18 protein-coding genes are annotated in these 15,791 nt (G+C 40.8%); 3 read left to right on the top strand and 15 right to left on the bottom strand.

Going from position 1 to position 15,791, the window contains the following annotated elements:
• Nucleotides 1–56 precede the first annotated feature (56 nt).
• The 6 genes from AFK25_RS11900 to AFK25_RS11925 form a co-directional block, all read right to left on the bottom strand.
• Nucleotides 57–2,198 carry a DNA translocase FtsK gene (locus tag AFK25_RS11900; RefSeq protein WP_009361571.1) on the bottom strand — a complete coding sequence of 714 codons (2,142 nt, stop codon included), beginning with the start codon at nucleotides 2,196–2,198 and terminating at the stop codon, nucleotides 57–59.
• Between the two features lie 72 nt (nucleotides 2,199–2,270).
• Complete coding sequence (gene ytpR, locus AFK25_RS11905; protein WP_009361572.1) at nucleotides 2,271–2,876, bottom strand: YtpR family tRNA-binding protein; 606 nt, start codon at nucleotides 2,874–2,876, stop codon at nucleotides 2,271–2,273.
• The gene (locus AFK25_RS11910) at nucleotides 2,873–3,679 is read right to left on the bottom strand and encodes a DUF1444 domain-containing protein (RefSeq protein WP_009361573.1); all 807 of its coding nucleotides are present in this window, start codon (nucleotides 3,677–3,679) and stop codon (nucleotides 2,873–2,875) included. Before AFK25_RS11910 ends, ytpR begins: the two co-directional genes overlap by 4 nt.
• Nucleotides 3,672–3,998 carry a thioredoxin family protein gene (locus tag AFK25_RS11915; protein ID WP_009361574.1) on the bottom strand — a complete coding sequence of 109 codons (327 nt, stop codon included), beginning with the start codon at nucleotides 3,996–3,998 and terminating at the stop codon, nucleotides 3,672–3,674. The genes AFK25_RS11910 and AFK25_RS11915 overlap by 8 nt, the downstream gene beginning before the upstream one ends.
• Nucleotides 3,995–4,522: a DUF84 family protein gene (locus AFK25_RS11920; protein WP_019416647.1), complete on the bottom strand. Its 528-nt coding sequence runs from the start codon at nucleotides 4,520–4,522 to the stop codon at nucleotides 3,995–3,997. The genes AFK25_RS11915 and AFK25_RS11920 overlap by 4 nt, the downstream gene beginning before the upstream one ends.
• 12 nt (nucleotides 4,523–4,534) lie before the next feature.
• A complete protein-coding gene (locus tag AFK25_RS11925) occupies nucleotides 4,535–5,602 on the bottom strand; it encodes a M42 family metallopeptidase (protein ID WP_019416646.1) in 1,068 nt (355 codons plus the stop codon).
• 107 nt (nucleotides 5,603–5,709) lie between these two features.
• On the opposite strand from AFK25_RS11925, the gene AFK25_RS11930 reads away from it, so the two are divergent.
• Complete coding sequence (locus AFK25_RS11930) at nucleotides 5,710–6,006, top strand: PepSY domain-containing protein (RefSeq protein ID WP_009361577.1); 297 nt, start codon at nucleotides 5,710–5,712, stop codon at nucleotides 6,004–6,006.
• 24 nt (nucleotides 6,007–6,030) lie between these two features.
• Here AFK25_RS11930 and AFK25_RS11935 read toward each other — a convergent pair whose 3' ends face one another.
• Nucleotides 6,031–6,870, bottom strand: coding sequence for a YtnP family quorum-quenching lactonase (locus tag AFK25_RS11935; RefSeq protein ID WP_009361578.1), 840 nt, complete (start codon nucleotides 6,868–6,870; stop codon nucleotides 6,031–6,033).
• A 71-nt stretch (nucleotides 6,871–6,941) separates the two neighbouring features.
• The gene (trmB, locus tag AFK25_RS11940) at nucleotides 6,942–7,592 is read right to left on the bottom strand and encodes a tRNA (guanosine(46)-N7)-methyltransferase TrmB (protein WP_009361579.1); all 651 of its coding nucleotides are present in this window, start codon (nucleotides 7,590–7,592) and stop codon (nucleotides 6,942–6,944) included.
• Between the two features lie 72 nt (nucleotides 7,593–7,664).
• Here trmB and AFK25_RS11945 point away from each other — a divergent pair, with 72 nt between their 5' ends.
• Nucleotides 7,665–7,934, top strand: a complete 270-nt coding sequence (locus tag AFK25_RS11945; protein WP_009361580.1) for a YtzH-like family protein — start codon at nucleotides 7,665–7,667, stop codon at nucleotides 7,932–7,934.
• On the opposite strand, the gene AFK25_RS11950 is transcribed toward AFK25_RS11945, so the two are convergent.
• Together AFK25_RS11950 and pulA are read right to left on the bottom strand one after the other, a co-directional pair.
• The gene (locus AFK25_RS11950) at nucleotides 7,926–8,699 is read right to left on the bottom strand and encodes a phosphotransferase family protein (RefSeq protein ID WP_009361581.1); all 774 of its coding nucleotides are present in this window, start codon (nucleotides 8,697–8,699) and stop codon (nucleotides 7,926–7,928) included. The genes AFK25_RS11945 and AFK25_RS11950 overlap by 9 nt on opposite strands.
• A gap of 87 nt (nucleotides 8,700–8,786) precedes the next feature.
• On the bottom strand, nucleotides 8,787–10,904 hold the full coding sequence (gene pulA / locus AFK25_RS11955; protein WP_035065305.1) for a type I pullulanase: 2,118 nt from the start codon (nucleotides 10,902–10,904) through the stop codon (nucleotides 8,787–8,789).
• A gap of 77 nt (nucleotides 10,905–10,981) precedes the next feature.
• Between pulA and AFK25_RS11960 the strand changes: the two genes are divergently transcribed.
• Nucleotides 10,982–11,920: an EAL domain-containing protein gene (locus AFK25_RS11960; RefSeq protein ID WP_019416643.1), complete on the top strand. Its 939-nt coding sequence runs from the start codon at nucleotides 10,982–10,984 to the stop codon at nucleotides 11,918–11,920.
• A 14-nt stretch (nucleotides 11,921–11,934) separates the two neighbouring features.
• Here AFK25_RS11960 and AFK25_RS11965 read toward each other — a convergent pair whose 3' ends face one another.
• Genes AFK25_RS11965 through AFK25_RS11985 form a run of 5 tightly spaced genes read right to left on the bottom strand, consistent with a single transcriptional unit; the run spans nucleotide 11,935 to nucleotide 15,710 of the window.
• The gene (locus AFK25_RS11965; RefSeq protein ID WP_009361584.1) at nucleotides 11,935–12,891 is read right to left on the bottom strand and encodes a hypothetical protein; all 957 of its coding nucleotides are present in this window, start codon (nucleotides 12,889–12,891) and stop codon (nucleotides 11,935–11,937) included.
• Nucleotides 12,892–12,926: 35 nt separating this feature from the next.
• The gene (locus AFK25_RS11970; protein ID WP_035065303.1) at nucleotides 12,927–13,598 is read right to left on the bottom strand and encodes an LrgB family protein; all 672 of its coding nucleotides are present in this window, start codon (nucleotides 13,596–13,598) and stop codon (nucleotides 12,927–12,929) included.
• Entirely contained in the window at nucleotides 13,595–13,972 is a 378-nt protein-coding gene (locus tag AFK25_RS11975; RefSeq protein WP_035065300.1) for a CidA/LrgA family protein, read from the bottom strand. Before AFK25_RS11975 ends, AFK25_RS11970 begins: the two co-directional genes overlap by 4 nt.
• Before the next feature lie 22 nt (nucleotides 13,973–13,994).
• Nucleotides 13,995–14,525: an RNA 2',3'-cyclic phosphodiesterase gene (gene thpR, locus AFK25_RS11980; protein ID WP_035065298.1), complete on the bottom strand. Its 531-nt coding sequence runs from the start codon at nucleotides 14,523–14,525 to the stop codon at nucleotides 13,995–13,997.
• Between the two features lie 33 nt (nucleotides 14,526–14,558).
• Nucleotides 14,559–15,710, bottom strand: coding sequence for an MFS transporter (locus AFK25_RS11985; RefSeq protein WP_009361588.1), 1,152 nt, complete (start codon nucleotides 15,708–15,710; stop codon nucleotides 14,559–14,561).
• Nucleotides 15,711–15,791 lie beyond the last annotated feature (81 nt).

The following is a 15,791-nucleotide window of genomic DNA, read 5'->3' on the forward strand; positions in this document are numbered from 1 at the left end:
AACCATCGTTTTCACTTATTTAGCATAGCATGTTTTCTATTTCACGACCACTTGATCTAAATCGTATCTTGTAGTTGCTCAAGATCTTGCTCATCAATTAAAACATCACGCGGCTTACTTCCTTTCGGAGCTGATACGATTCCGCGTTGTTCCATCATCTCAATTAAACGTGCCGCTCGATTGTAGCCAATGCGAAAGCGGCGTTGTAAACTTGATGTGGAAGCGCCCCCCTGTTGAACAACAAACTCACACGCCTCATAAAACAATTCATCATCTTCATCAGCTTGTACATGTTGTTGCAACAGCTCGTCATGTTGAAATAAATAAGATGGTTCCATTTGCTGACGCACATGGGCAACGACGCGCTCAATTTCTTCATCGGATACGAAATTTCCTTGTAAACGAATCGGTTTCGCCGTTCCATTTTCTAAAAATAACATATCGCCTCGCCCCAGTAACTTTTCCGCGCCGTTTATATCAATAATCGTGCGTGAATCAATTTGTGACGATACAGAAAAGGCAATGCGTGTTGGAATATTTGCTTTAATTAAACCGGTAATCACGTCCACCGATGGTCGCTGTGTAGCAACAAGCAAGTGCATACCACATGCTCGCGCTTTTTGAGCAATACGGCAAATCGCTTCTTCGACGTCAGCTGGCGCAACCATCATTAAATCGGCAAGCTCATCAATGACAATAACGATATAAGGTAAATGTTGTTCCGGCTTTTGTGCTTTTCGCACTAACTCGTTATAACGAACTATATCACGTACACCCGTATGTGCAAATAGTTCGTATCGTCGCTCCATTTCAGATACAGCCCATTTTAACGCTGCTGTTGCTGCTTTTGCATCAGTGATGACCGGACTGACTAAGTGTGGAATATGATTATATGGTGCAAGCTCAACCATTTTCGGGTCGATCAGTAGCAACTTCACTTCATGTGGTGTTGCTTTATACAACAAGCTGACTAACATCGCATTCATACATACACTTTTCCCTGATCCTGTTGCCCCAGCGATCAATCCATGAGGCATCTTTTTTAAATCGGTCACAACGGGTCTCCCTGAAATATCTAATCCTAAAGCAACGGTTAATGGAGAGTCTGACTTTTGAAACGCTTCGCTTTGTAACACTTCGCGAATAAAGACCGGGCGACTTGATCGATTCGGCACTTCAATCCCTATTGTGTTTTTCCCTGGAATAGGTGCTTCCATCCGAATATCGACAGCTGCTAAATTTAATTTAATATCATCTGCTAAATTCGTAATTTTATTCACTTTCACGCCAAGTTCCGGCTGTACTTCAAAACGAGTAACTGTCGGCCCTTTCGTTACATGGACAACCTTTGCTCCAACGTTAAAATTTTTAAACGTCTCGTTCAACCGCTCCGCTTGTTCTTTTAACCATGTTTCATCATCTTCTTGACGGATGAGTGGTGGATGCAGCAATGATAAGGACGGAAACACGTATGTTGACTGTTTTTGTCGCTCTTTCCATTTTTCTCGATCTTGCTTTAACATCATCACATTGTATGGCACACCACTTCGTTGCCGTACTTGTTTCTCCTTTTCTTCTTCTCTCCCTTGTTCTCTATTTTCTTGTGGCTGCTTTTGTTCCGTTTTTTCTTCAACAATTTCTGTTTCTTCTTGCTTTTCGTCTTCCTTTTCATGAACAAAATCGTCCACCTCATGACGAAGTGGCTCACTCTCCTGTATATGCGCATGTTCGTTTGTCTCAGCAACAAAATGTTCTTCTTTTTCTATCGATTCAGTTGCCTCTACATTCACACATTCGTTTGTTTCGACTTTTTCAACGATCGGAAGTTCAAATTCAACCATTTGTTTATCTTCATTTTTTCGTTCTACACGTTCCATTCTTTGATAACCAAATACAGGTGATGGGACATCCGTTGGGCGAAATGCGCGTGATTCACTTGCTTTACGATCGAGACGATATACTTTTTTCTCGAATGAACCCGTTTGTGGCAACGGTTCATCTGTTCTATCTTTTCTTCTTTCTTTCGGTTCATCTGGAATTAACGGAAAGCGAAACTTCCCTTTCGGATATTCATAAACGACTTTCGCCTCCATCTCTTTATGTTCGTTTTTTGGTACGGACGGAGAGTGTTTTCGCGTCTCTTTTATCTCATCGTTCTCTCCAAATAAATAACGAAATAATGCCTTTAACCAACCCATTCAGTCCTCACTCTTTCTTTGTACATTCAGTTTTATTTTATCACAAAAAAAAGCTGACTGCCGCAACGGAAGTCAGCTGAAAAATGGTTGGCCTACTTCGTACTCATCATTTAAAACGAGAATGCCTTTCTCTTGAGGAGCGTTCGGTAAGTTTAGTTCGCGTGCAGAACAAATCATTCCGTAAGATTTTACGCCACGTAGCTCTGCCTCTTGAATGACAAGACCGCTTGGCATGACTGCCCCAACTTTTGCAACAACAACTTTTTGTCCAGCTTCAACGTTTGGAGCGCCACATACAATTTGCAACGTTTCCGTACCGACATCGACTTGACAAACGCTTAACTTATCAGCATTCGGATGTTTCTCTTTTTGTTTCACGTAACCAACGACAAACTTCGGTGAAAAATCAGCCGCTACTTGCTCATCTACACCGTTTTTTTGAAGTATATCATTAATTGTCGCAATCAGTTGTTCTGTTCGTTCAATGACCCCATTTCCTTCAAATGTACCGTATGTAGATGCGTGAAAAATATTGTAACCGACTGTCTCACCTGTCTGCTCATTGAAAATGCGCACGACATCTCCTTTTTTCTCAAAAGCTCGCACTTGCGGATCGACAGCTTTCAATGTAATAAGTAACGTATCTCCGATCCCTTCACGATTGTAAAATACATTCATTGTTTCTCATCCTTTCGACGATTTTTTCCAAGAATAAAAATCGGTTGAAGTTGCCCATCTTCGTATAAAAATGAGAGGGCGGTAATCGGCACTCTACCGCTTGCAAAAAAACTCATCGTCAACTGCGCAAGTACATCATATCCGATTTCGTTCTCAATGTCAGCAATAATAAGCACATCTTGATGAGGAACGGCCAATAACATCGTTCCTTTTATTTTTTCAGAAAACTTTTTCAAAAAAGCATCATTTAATATGCGACTTGCATCATACCCATCGTTTGTATTTAAAAAGTAAAACGTATTACCTGCAACACGGTCTTCTTTTACCGTTGTAGGCAAGGAACGCACATTAAAACGTGCAATTTCTTTTAATTGTTGCACATCCCAGCGCTCCGATTCAACTAACCGCTCATCAATAAGCCGATACGTTGTTCCTAAATCAAGTGCATAATAAATGCGCGTTTCTGCTGTATGTTCATCATAAATAAACATCGCTCCTTCGTTCGTCTTTGTCGGAAATGAAGTAGAGCGAATAACCGGATATACATGTTTTTCTTTTCCATGCAACGATGAATCATCATGTAATGCATTCAATGTTTGTTCTACATAATAAACGACTTCATCAATAGCGCGCTCTTTTTCCAGTTCCCATTTCGCAATAATTGGAGGTAAGGAGATCGTCACTCCTTTTTTCGTTTCACGATGTTCAATGCGAAGTGTATCTTTTTTTCGATCCCATTGAAACTCCCACGGATAATGAGATAATCGCTGTTGAATATGCTCGCTTATTTGTTTACTATTCATCACGCTCACCTAAATGTTCAATAAAAGCAACGATTTCTTCTTTTGTTTTCCGATCTTTGCTGACAAATCGGCCTCGTTCTTGTCCGTTTTCATAAGCGATAAAACTTGGAATGCCGAATACGTTATGCGCTGTAAACAAATCGAGCAATTGATCGCGATCAACCGCATAAAACGTATAATCCGAAAACTGTTCTTCGATTTCTGGCAAAATCGGCTTGATAACTTGACAATCTGGACACCAATCAGCTGTAAACATCATAATAACTTTCCCTTGTTGAATGACTTCATTATATTGCTCTATACGTTCAATTGTTTTCATCTATCTATCCATCCTTTCTTTTGATGTTCATACTGCCCTTTTAACATATGAACAATATGTGTATACATCGTTGTTCGATCGATCGCTCCGTTCGTCAAAATACCAATCGCTCCTTCATTTGAACGAACGTCGCGGCGATTTGCGTATTCATCCATCACTTCAGCTAATTCTTTTCCACTTCTTAATTGTTCACCGATTTCAGCGGGGAGGGGAATACGTGCCCCTCCTGCCACAACAACAACTCCATCGCGATCAACGAGCGCCCCCCAATTACATAACCAAATTCCCCCATTTTGTGCAACGAACACACCACCTTCTAAACCAATCCCGATATGTGCTTGTTGTTTACAAACAGCTAACGTCGCTCGCTCAATCGCACCTTGCAACGTTTCTTCGTCGGAAAACGGTTGTTTTGACACACTCGGTTGCACATCACTCGAAATAATCGTATAGTGTGCCTCATGAAACACAGCCTTTACTGCTTTCACTTTTGTATTATTTTTCGTTCCAACAGCTATGTTCATCTCTCGATCTCCTTAAGCGTTATGACGAATAGCGTCTACTGTCGCACGGTCACATCGTTTCACAAGAGCGACTAATAACTGTTTTGCCGCTTCATAGTCATCCACATGAATGATGGAAGCATGTGTATGAATATAGCGTGCACAAATGCCAATCACAGCTGAAGGGACACCGCTATTCGCGATATGTACTCTTCCTGCATCTGTTCCACCACCTGGTGAAATAAAGTATTGGTATGGAATGTTGTTCGTTTCTGCGATGTCTAAAATAAATTCACGCATGCCGCGATGCATAATCATTGTACGATCATAAATGCGCACGAGCGCACCTTTGCCAAGATGCCCAAACTCTTTTTCGTCTCCTGTCATATCGTTCGCTGGGCTAGCATCTAGCGCAAAGAAGATATCTGGTTTAATCATCGTGGCTGCCGTTTGCGCCCCACGAAGCCCAACTTCTTCTTGAACTGTCGCTCCAGAATATAATACATTCGGTATCGTTTCGTCTTTTAACTCTTTTAACAATTCAATGGCTAAACCACAGCCGTAACGATTGTCCCATGCTTTCGCCATAATTTTTTTCTCGTTTGCCATCGGTGTAAACGGACAAATAGGCACAATTTGTTGCCCCGGGCGAATGCCCATGCGCTCTGCATCATTCCGATCATCTGCTCCAACATCAATGAGCATATTGTTTATATCCATTGGCTTTTTTCGCTGCTCTTCGTCAAGCAAATGAGGAGGAATCGAGCCGATTACACCAACAATGGGACCGCGATCTGTTATAATTTGTACACGTTGAGCTAACAATACTTGATTCCACCAACCGCCAAGTGGCTGAAAACGAATCATTCCTTGTTCTGTAATGGCGGTCACCATAAAACCTACTTCATCCATATGCCCTGCAACCATCACGACTGGACCATCTTTTGTTCCGCGCTTCACTCCAAAAATGCTCCCAAGCCGATCTTGCACAATATCATCAGCATATTTTTTTAACTGTTCACGCATAAAAGCACGCACCGCATGTTCATTCCCCGGTGCCCCCGGCAATTCGGTTAACGTTTGAAACAACTGCAAATCCATCGTTTTTTCCCCTTTCTTTGCTCGCTATTTGTCATTGTAGCGAATTTTACATGTAGTTTCCACTCGAACAATTCGGTATACTAAAAGAAAAAGTGGAGGAATGGATTATGCGCGTCAAAACGTTTCTTACTGGGATCGTTGTCGGTGCAACAGCAGCATACATATGGAATGAGTGGCAACATCAACGTTTTATTTCATCTGAACAAGCGCTCCAAAAGGCGAAAGACGCCTTTCAACAAACGGGTGACATTACAGGATCGTGGATCCAAACGACCGTTGAAACAATTGAAAAAAATGGGCTACGCTACAACGTCTATCGAGGTGGCATTACGCGTCCAACTGGCGCATATGAGTGTCTCATTGATGCAAAAACAGGAACAATTATTGAAGCACGAAAATTGTAAAACCCAAGCAAGCCGCTTGGGTTTTTATTGACGTTTAATCGATTCAATGATTTGAAACTCATCATTCCAACGGACAGCGCGATAATACGCATCGTGATAAAACGTAAACCATGCATCGTTTTCCATTCCATAGGCGAGCCATTTTTGTTTAGCGAAAATGGACGTCATCGGGTAATCATCGTATGCCATCACCCAAAGCGGATTTTGATGTGCATGTGTCGGCATTAAATCACCGAGATGAACAGCCGTTTCTCCTTCAGATGTAATAATAATAATGGCATGTCCATCGCTATGACCGCCTGTATGAATCATCGTCACACCAGGAACGACTTCTAACTGCTCAGCAAACGTATCAACTTGCTCTACAATGGCTTCCCAGTTTTCTTTCCAGTACGTATTGCGCGAACGAATATTCGGCTCTTTCATCTCCGCCCATTCCACTGCCGATGTAATAATGCGCGCACGCGGAAACGTTGGAACGAGCTTATTTTCTTCCCATTTTGTTAACCCGCTCGCATGATCGAAGTGCAAATGCGTCATTAATACAAGATCGATGTCTTCAGTAGTTAAAGAAAGAAGCGCCAACTGCTTTTCTAAGTCAGACTCTTCCGTAACACCAAAATTTCGTTTTTGCTTCTCATTCAATTTTCCTTTTCCAATGCCTGATTCAATGAGTATGTTTTTCCCATCCACTTGCAATAAAATCGGATCCGTGCGAAGCGGAATTTGATTTTGGTCGTTGCATGGATATTTTTTCATCCAAAGCGGTTTTGGCACGACACCAAACATCGCTCCCCCATCTAAATGTGTAATTCCTCCATTCAACCACGTCATCGTTATTTGACCGATCGTTAATTTCTCCATCTTCTCTCCCCCTCTCATGCTCTATTTTACCATTATAAAAATATTCAGAAAAGGAAAAAACCTATGTCCAATTACGACATAGGTTTTCGATATTTTACTTCACAGCGATAAATTGGATTTCCTTTTTCAGAAAACTTTTGTTCATACTCTGTCATGACGTTTCCTTCCACATCGCTTCGATGAAGATCGAGGCTAACATATTGAAGAACTAAACCGTATTGTGAAAAGCTGACAAGGGAATATTCAAACAATCCTCGGTTATCGGTTTTAAAATGAATTTCCCCTTCATCGACTAAAATGTTCTCATACAACTCTAAAAATGAACGATATGTTAACCGTCGTTTTTCATGTCGCTTTTTTGGCCACGGATCAGAGAAATTCAAATAAATGCGCTCGACTTCTCCCTTTGCAAAAATGTTCGTTAATTCTTTCGCATTCACATTCAATAAACGTAAATTTGGCAAATCGTTCTCAATCAGCTTATCTAGTGCACATACAATGACGCTTTCATATAACTCAATACCGATATAGTTAATATGCGGATGCATTTTTGCCATTTCCGTAATAAAACGACCTTTTCCTGTCCCAATTTCTATATGAATAGGATTGTCGTTTGCAAACAATTCATGCCAACGACCTTTATATTGTTCCGGTTGCGGAATAATATATTGTGGATATGATGCAATTTTTTCTTTTGCCCAAGGCTTATTCCGTAAACGCACGTCTCATCCTCCGTTTCTTTGCATATAAAAAGATAAAAATGGCCATATTATAAAACGAATAGGGGGATGAACATGGCCATTAATCATGAGCATCAATTAACTGTGTTAAAAGACATTTTATCAGAGCATCAACTTGATCGTTCAGGGACAGTAGCCGAATGTGAACAAATTGAACGGCTCGCCAAATCGTTAATCGCAAACGATGCTGTCCATTCTGAACTAAAACAAACGTTATCTCATATTTACACGTACAGTCAAAGCGGAAAAAACGCAACTGATCTTTCTTCACACATCGATCAACATGAACAACAGCTCGCTGAATGGATGGATCAATTAACGTAACACATGCTCGAGGAAATGCAACAATCGTTGCATTTCCTTTTCGTTATTCCGCCCTTTATGCCATGCAAGCAACATTATCGTTTGAGCCACCGTATACCATTTCATGCGCAGCAGCAACTGCTCATTAAACGGTAAACCGTATTGCTCTAACCAGCTGTCCCATTGTTCTCGTGGAATGTAAGCATACAACAACATCCCGATATCAATTGCTGGATCAGCAATCATGGCGCTATCCCAATCAATTAAATAAAGCTGGTTATCTTCTGTTAACAACCAATTGTTATGATTCATATCACAATGACAAACGACATAATCTTCATGATACACATCATGTACATGTTTCTCTAAAAACATGATAGCATCTTGCACAACATCATTTTCTTTTATAACACGTCCGTTTTTTTTCACTTCTTCTAGCAAACGATTCGGCAATAAAGGTTTTTTACCGAGCCGTTCCATCATCGCCAACAATTCTTTTGAGCGATGAATTTTTCGAAGCAGTTGGGCAACTTGTTTGCTAGTCATATCGTGCGGCTTTAATTCGCGCGCTTGTAAAAACTGCTGGGCTGTAATGACATCCCCGTTTTCCATTCGTTTCGTCCATACTAATTTTGGAACGATTCCTTCTGCCGACAAAACAGCTAAAAATGGAGAAGAGTTGCGCTTTAAAAACAACTTCTTCCCATCATGCTCCGCAATATATGCATCCCCTGTTGCACCACCTGCCGGGGAAATTTCCCACTCCTTACCTAGTAACTGTTCCAAGTGAGCTCACCTTTCGACTTAGTCAAAATAAAAATAGCGATTGTCATCTTACTAGATTTTATCTTTCTGATCGTTTCCACGTCAACATTAAATCAATACCCACGTGCCAATTCCATTTATTTCAATAAACTGTTCATATCGTTTTCCTATTTCTTCTTGATTGGAACTAAAAACGACTTTCCATTCCCCGTCAGAAAGAGGAAGGATCGTCCTTTTCTCTTCATTATGATGGACAACAACAATTTGCTGCCATGGACCGTACAGCCCAACATCAACAAGCTGGTAAGCAATAACAGATGGATGTGTATCGTAAAACTTCATATGACGACGAACTTGATCGGCAGTCAAAAAGCGAAACGCGCCGTGTCTTTTACGAAGCGCAATAAGAAGCATCACTTCCCGCACGTCTTCTTCCCATTTATTTTTCCGTTCCCAATCGATTTGATTTATTTCGTCAGGGGCGTTATAGCTATTTTCCATCCCTCGTTTTGTTCGATAAAACTCTTGACCGCTATGCAAAAACGGGATACCTTGAGATAGTAAAACGATCGCTGTCGCTAGCTTTTGACGTTTCCGTCGAATATATTCGCTCTCATGTGCATTCGCAATCATCATTTTATCCCATAACGTATGGTTATCGTGACATTCTACATAATTCACACTTTGCCTTGGTGAAAAGAAAAGATGAATACTTCCGCGAATTGCTTCCATTACTGCTTCTTTATATGAGCAATCCCCTAATGCAAACCCCCGATCGTCAACTTGAAACGTGCTTCCTTTTACATAGTCGCGAAATCGATCATTAAAATAAGCGATGCGCGGCGTATGTTTTGCGTTAGCAATCATCGTCTTTTTTTCACGAGGTAACGGAGTGGCTAGCTCCCACCCTTCTCCGAGAACAATGACTGTCGGATCTATTGCATCAATCGCTCGCCGAACGTCATTCATCGTATCTATATCTAAAATGCCCATTAAGTCAAAACGAAACCCATCGACGCCATATTCGTTTAGCCAATGCATGACGGAATCAATAATAAATTTCCGCACCATTTTCCGTTCAGATGCTAAATCATTTCCAACTCCCGTCCCATTTGACGGATAACCGGTTGGTCCGTATCGAAAATAATAACCAGGAACAAGATGTTCAAAAGACGATGTTTCTCGAATATATACGTGATTATATACAACGTCTAAAATGACGCGAATACCTTCTTTTTGAAACGCACGAATCGCCTGTTTTAACTCAATGATGCGCGCGTATGGATCGGTTGGATCCGTTGCATAACTTCCTTCTGGAACGTTGTAGTGAACAGTGTTATATCCCCAATTATACATTTGAAGCGGCTGAAGCTCATTCACTCCTTCAAAATCTTGTATAGGCATGAGCTGAACATGTGTTACACCGAGCTGTTTCACGTACGAAAGACCTGTGACCGTTTCGTTCGGTCCGAATGTATTTCGCTCCGTTAAACCGAGATATTTTCCTTTATGTTTCACACCACTTTTAGGATGAATCGTAAAATCGCGCACGTGCATTTCATAAATGATCGCGTCTGTCATAGAAATAAACGGAGGCATCGTTGGTTTCGGGATATTTGTTTTCGTCAAGTCGACAACAACACCATATGTGCCGTTTACGGAAACAGCTTTTGCATAAGGGTCAACCGCTTCACGCCAAACAAAATTCACATACGTCATATACGTATAAAAAAACCGTTCAATATTTTCGTAAATCGTATACGTCCATACCCCTTTTTGTTCTCGTACCATCTCATAAGTCGTTTCTTCTTTCGTCGTTGGATGAATAAGTTTTAATAACACGTTTGTGGCAGTTGGAGCCCACACTTTAAACGTCGTTTTTTTCGGTTTGTACGTGGCACCGAGATCGTTTCCGTCATATGCATATAAATCATCGAACGCTTTTGTTCGCATGACTGCTCCTACTTGTAAAGGTGCTTGCCATCCTTCTTCCGTATAAACAACATATCGTTTTCCTAATTCAACAATAAAAGGGACGATACATTCATATTTTGTAAATAAGTGTTGTCTTTCTGTTGAACGAATCGTTAAACGGTATGCTGTTTGCTCCTTATCACATAAAAAAAATATCGGTGCGCGTTCGTCAACAACATCGTTCGGTATTAAAATTGTAATGACTGTCAGTTCATCTAAATACGCTTCAAACAGGTGTTGTTTTATAGACATTGCCGGTCACCAACTTCCACTTTTTAAATGAATCGTTTTTGTTGTAAAATGAACTCAATAAAAAAAGGGGGAAAATCATGCATTCATGCATTTCATGCAGCGTTCCATTTCCGCTTTTACCATCTGGTTACTTACTTATTATGCAAGAACAACAAAAAAAGTATTTATGTTATTCTTATGATTCATTACAACAGTTAGCAACATATGTAGAAACGATCCATCCAAAAGAAAAAGCGTTAGCGACGTTATGCGCAAACCCCGATCTGCCGGGAGCATTCGTTCCGCTTCATGAATTAAGTATGCGAATGAAGCATGCAGATGTTGTCCAATGTATCACAAACGAACCGTTAATGAGTTATTTACAACCGATTATTCATACAAACACCGGAGACATTTTTGCTTACGAATGTTTATTACGTTCCCAACGCTATTCACCTGCCCAGCTTTTTTCCGTGGCCCAACAAACCGGTTTGCATACGTTTTTAGATCGCCGAGCACGTGAAGAAGCGATTCGATCACGCACAAAAATAAAAAAGGGGATTAAAAGTTTCATTAACTTTTTACCATCAACAATTTACAATCCTGAATTTTGTCTTCGTCATACATTTTCCATCGTCGAACAATATAACGTAGCGCCCGAAGATCTCGTATTTGAAGTTGTGGAGACTGAGAAAATTGTTGATATTGACCATTTAAAAAACGTGTTTGCCACGTATAAACGCTCAGGCATGAAAGTTGCTTTAGATGATGTTGGCGCAGGCTTTTCAACACTCGACATGCTTACGTTATTGCAACCTGATTATGTAAAAATCGATCGGCACTACATTCAAAACTGCGACAAAGACAAAGAAAAGCAGGCGTTCTTAAAAGAAGTCACTCGAATTGCTCATACACTCGGCATTCACGTACTTGCCGAAGGGATTGAACGAAAAGAAGAATTAGACTACTGCCGGGAAATTGGCATTCCGTTTGCCCAAGGATATTATATCGGCAAACCGAGCCCAAATCCGCTGTAAAAAGAGGCTGAATGTTACTCATCAGCCTCTTCCAATTCTTCTACAACGAGCGGATCATAATAGCGCGCATCACAATATGTCAGCAATGATTGTGCGGCCTTTAACTGCATATGTTTTAGCGGCATCGTCAATTGTCTTAGCGACATAAACCATGTCTCATAATGTCTCCGATCAATGATTTCAAGGTCGCTTGGGGCGTAACGATAATCAATATATCCTTCGCGATTAATTAACACTTTTTTTATCGGCATATCGACTGCAAATTGCTTATAAATCGTTTGAACCACTTTTTCTGTTCGATGAAGCGAAATCATCGGATTGACGATTTTTCGTTCCACCTCATCAACAATCTCCGTCCAAAATCGTTCAGCCGAACCAACAACAATGTTGTTTTTTCGTTCTTCTGTAAACGCAATGCACCATGTCGTCGTCGGACTAATGAAAATCGTATTTAGCTCGACAGGGGCTTTTTTCAATAAAAATACAGGTTTATACATACATAAGTATGTATCAGGAAAACGTTGTAAAAAATATTTCAATTGCACATCGTAATAATATTTCGGATCAATAATAGATTCTTCCGTTAATGTTGAACTTGCCCAACGAATTTGTAGTTGAAACAGCTTTTCTAAAAATAATATTTTTAATTCTTCAAGCGTTCGCGGCTCGGACGTAATCGAAACGAAAAACTCTTCCTCTTCTTTCGGTTGTTCGTCTTCAACTTCGATGTCTTTTACTTTTTTTCGTTTCCATAGTTGTTTCACTTTATCAAAAAGCGACGTTTCTTCTTCAAGCCATTTCCACGATTGTTGTGAATGTGTTTCCACCCTCGCCGCAAGTTGACCCGTTTCCCACGCCTGCTTCATTCGTTCCCATTGTTTTTTTTTCAAACGAATGAACTCGCTCGGGTAATGATAAATATCTAGTTCGTAGCGCGAAATATAGTCTTGAAGCTTAATGAGCTGTCCCACACTGTAACCTCCAGCAATAAATAGTTACTTTCATTCTACAATAAAAGCAACAACGGGCAAAGAAGAGAAGCAAAAATTGCGCTTAACGTCATAGCAACGGAGCTAATCGCTGCTTCTTTTCTCCCGATTTCAAGTGCTTTTGCGGTACCGATACCGTGAGAAGCTGCACCAAGACCGCTTCCAATCCCTAAAGATGTTGTAATGTGCAAACGTTGAAAAAGAATCGGACCAAACATTGCACCAAAAATTCCCGCAATCATGACATATACAGCAGCAAGCGTCGGTATACCGTCAATCAACTTTGCAATATCCATTGCAACAGGCGATGTGACCGATTTCGGAATGATGGAACGAACAATTTTTTCTGGCAAATGAAAAAGACGCGCGAACAATAAACCGCTTCCCATTCCAATGATTGTGCCGAAAAATGTGCTACATAAGAGCGGCCATAAAAACTGTTTTAACGTATGCCGATGTTGATAAAGCGGCAAAGCGAGCGCAACAACAGCTGGACCAAGCAAATGAACGAGCCATTTTCCTCCGATCATATATTGGTCATACGACAAGTGAAAAAGCGATAACGTCATAATGATGACTACCGTGCTTGTTGCGACGGGAACGAGCAACGGAAAATAAAAGCGAGCATACAATTTGCGCATCGCTATATATACGACGATCGTCCATATGAGCAAACTAACGCCAATCATGCCCCTTTCACCTCACGCACTCGCTTCTGTTCACGTGTTTGTGCCCATTGCCCAATAAAACCAGCAAACAACATAACCATCATTGTGCTGACGATTACAATGACAATGGACCATATTCCCCTTCCTGAAAAAAGCTCCACATAGTCCATTACCCCAACTGTTGCTGGGATAAATAAAAGCGTTAAGTGAGATAAAAGCATATTTGCACCACGCGAAACCCACTTCTCTTTTACGATTCCGGTCATTAATAATAAAAATAACAGCAACATGCCAATCATACTCCCCGGAATTGGAATGTGTAGCAGTTGCTGAATGAACGAACCGATCATATACAACATATACAATCCCACGATTTGAATGACCGTAATCCCCATCTTTTCTCCCCCTCTTATTGAATTATGAAAGAGGAAAACGCATCAACGGCTTATATTTCGGCGTTTGATCCATATGTGTTTCGTATAACACAACGTCATGTACGAAAAAGTGAATGTCTTCTCCTTCCATTTTTCTCGGATATGTGTCAAGCGAGAACGGAAACGACCCACCCCATTTTTTCGCCAACGTAATATGCGGTGTAAACGGTCGTGAATCAAGCGAAAAACCGATGCGTTGGCACACGTTATACACATCTTGACGAAGAGAAAACAAACGCGGTTCCTCTTTCACCCCATACCATAAAATACGAGAACCGAATGAGTACACTTCGCTCAGTTGTAACGAAAATGACTGATGTTTTTTTACTACACCTGGCATCATCTCTACAATTTGCTTTCGCTCCGTTTCAGTTGCTCGACCTAAAAACGCCAGTGTTATATGATAATCGGCTTCATGAACGAACAACCGAAATGGCGCTCCCCATTCAGAAATAAAAGCATGTAGCCGCTTTTTTACCTCGTTCGGTAGAGGGATTGCCAAAAAGTAGTGCATCTACTGTCCCACCTTTTAATTTTCTAAATTTTATCAAAATTCATATAGTTTTCGCAACGTCTTTTTTGACTGCCAAGCAAAAATCACCATGCCACCAAACGTCAACAGTCCAAAAAATAAATATACATGCTCAATTGTCCAACGTTCTAATATATATCCTCCTACAAATGTACAAAACCAGCTCCCGAGCCCGTTTCCAACTGTAGCATAAAGCGATACAGCTGTTGTACGTACGTGTGCAGGAGTGACGTCCCGCACGTATTGTAGCGCAGCTGGAATAAATAAACCGACGGACGCCCCTTGTACAATTGTCGTGGCATACACGATCATTAACGGTGGTTCAAAAAAGTAAAATAACCAACGAGCGCAAGATAATGCTGTGGCAATGAATAAAACGTTCATCATGCCAAACTTCCGCACGACCCCGTCAGCAAATTTCATAAACGGCGCTTCGCTTCCTGCCGCTAATAAAAAGGCAAGCCCGACTCCTGCAAGCGTTCCACCTAAATCAGTAATCAAAATACCAAAATAAAAATTGTTGGCATAAATTGGACCAAAAACAAGAAACGTCGTCAATAAAAATAAAAGAAACGGTGGAATGCGAACTAACTCTTTCATTCCCTCACGAATGTTCACTTTCGCACTTGACTGCTCCTTTGGCAACTTCCATGCAAGCATACTCGAAATAATGAGTAAAGCAACGAAAATGTAAAAAATGAAGCGAAGATGAAACAGCTCAGCGATTTGCCCAGCGATCGGGACAGCAGTCGCAAACCCAAGCGCTCCCCAAAGGCGAATCGAGCCATACCGTTCGTTCGCTTTTTGTACGTAATGAAGCGTAATACTATCAGATAATGGAACAATGCCACTTTGCATAACGGCAAGTAGTGCGGCAATAACAAGCAACCACATATAAGAATGAACGAGCGAATACATAAAACCAAAAAAAGCTGTTCCTAGTAAAGATACGATTAATACTTGAACCGGTTGACGTGTATAATCGCTTACCATTCCCCAAATTGGTTGAATAAAAATCATAACAATCGGGCTAATGGACATAATCATCCCGATTTCTGTTCCTGACAATCCAACTTCATCTTTTAAATACACAGATAACAACGGGAAAAGCGATCCAAAACTAAAAAACTGTAAAAAGTAAAAGATTCGAAAAATACGTGTATACACAAAAATCCCCCATATCAAATAAAATGATAAGAAAAGCGCAAAGCGCCCGCCTATCGGCGAAGAGCGCACAAGCCCCACCGA

This window comes from Anoxybacillus gonensis (assembly GCF_001187595.1).
Lineage (GTDB): Bacteria > Bacillota > Bacilli > Bacillales > Anoxybacillaceae > Anoxybacillus > Anoxybacillus gonensis.

Bases quoted from the DNA above. Each gene is read 5' to 3' on its own strand.
- AFK25_RS11960 (WP_019416643.1), top strand. From the start codon at position 10,982: ATGCATTCATGCATTTCATGCAGCGTTCCATTTCCGCTTTTACCATCT.
- ytpR (WP_009361572.1), bottom strand. From the start codon at position 2,876: ATGAATGTATTTTACAATCGTGAAGGGATCGGAGATACGTTACTTATT.
- AFK25_RS11920 (WP_019416647.1), bottom strand. From the start codon at position 4,522: ATGAACATAGCTGTTGGAACGAAAAATAATACAAAAGTGAAAGCAGTA.
- AFK25_RS11915 (WP_009361574.1), bottom strand. From the start codon at position 3,998: ATGAAAACAATTGAACGTATAGAGCAATATAATGAAGTCATTCAACAA.
- AFK25_RS11925 (WP_019416646.1), bottom strand. From the start codon at position 5,602: ATGGATTTGCAGTTGTTTCAAACGTTAACCGAATTGCCGGGGGCACCG.
- AFK25_RS11930 (WP_009361577.1), top strand. From the start codon at position 5,710: ATGCGCGTCAAAACGTTTCTTACTGGGATCGTTGTCGGTGCAACAGCA.
- AFK25_RS11935 (WP_009361578.1), bottom strand. From the start codon at position 6,870: ATGGAGAAATTAACGATCGGTCAAATAACGATGACGTGGTTGAATGGA.
- AFK25_RS11970 (WP_035065303.1), bottom strand. From the start codon at position 13,598: ATGATTGGCGTTAGTTTGCTCATATGGACGATCGTCGTATATATAGCG.
- pulA (WP_035065305.1), bottom strand. From the start codon at position 10,904: ATGTCTATAAAACAACACCTGTTTGAAGCGTATTTAGATGAACTGACA.
- AFK25_RS11945 (WP_009361580.1), top strand. From the start codon at position 7,665: ATGGCCATTAATCATGAGCATCAATTAACTGTGTTAAAAGACATTTTA.
- AFK25_RS11900 (WP_009361571.1), bottom strand. From the start codon at position 2,198: ATGGGTTGGTTAAAGGCATTATTTCGTTATTTATTTGGAGAGAACGAT.
- thpR (WP_035065298.1), bottom strand. From the start codon at position 14,525: ATGCACTACTTTTTGGCAATCCCTCTACCGAACGAGGTAAAAAAGCGG.
- AFK25_RS11910 (WP_009361573.1), bottom strand. From the start codon at position 3,679: ATGAATAGTAAACAAATAAGCGAGCATATTCAACAGCGATTATCTCAT.
- AFK25_RS11975 (WP_035065300.1), bottom strand. From the start codon at position 13,972: ATGGGGATTACGGTCATTCAAATCGTGGGATTGTATATGTTGTATATG.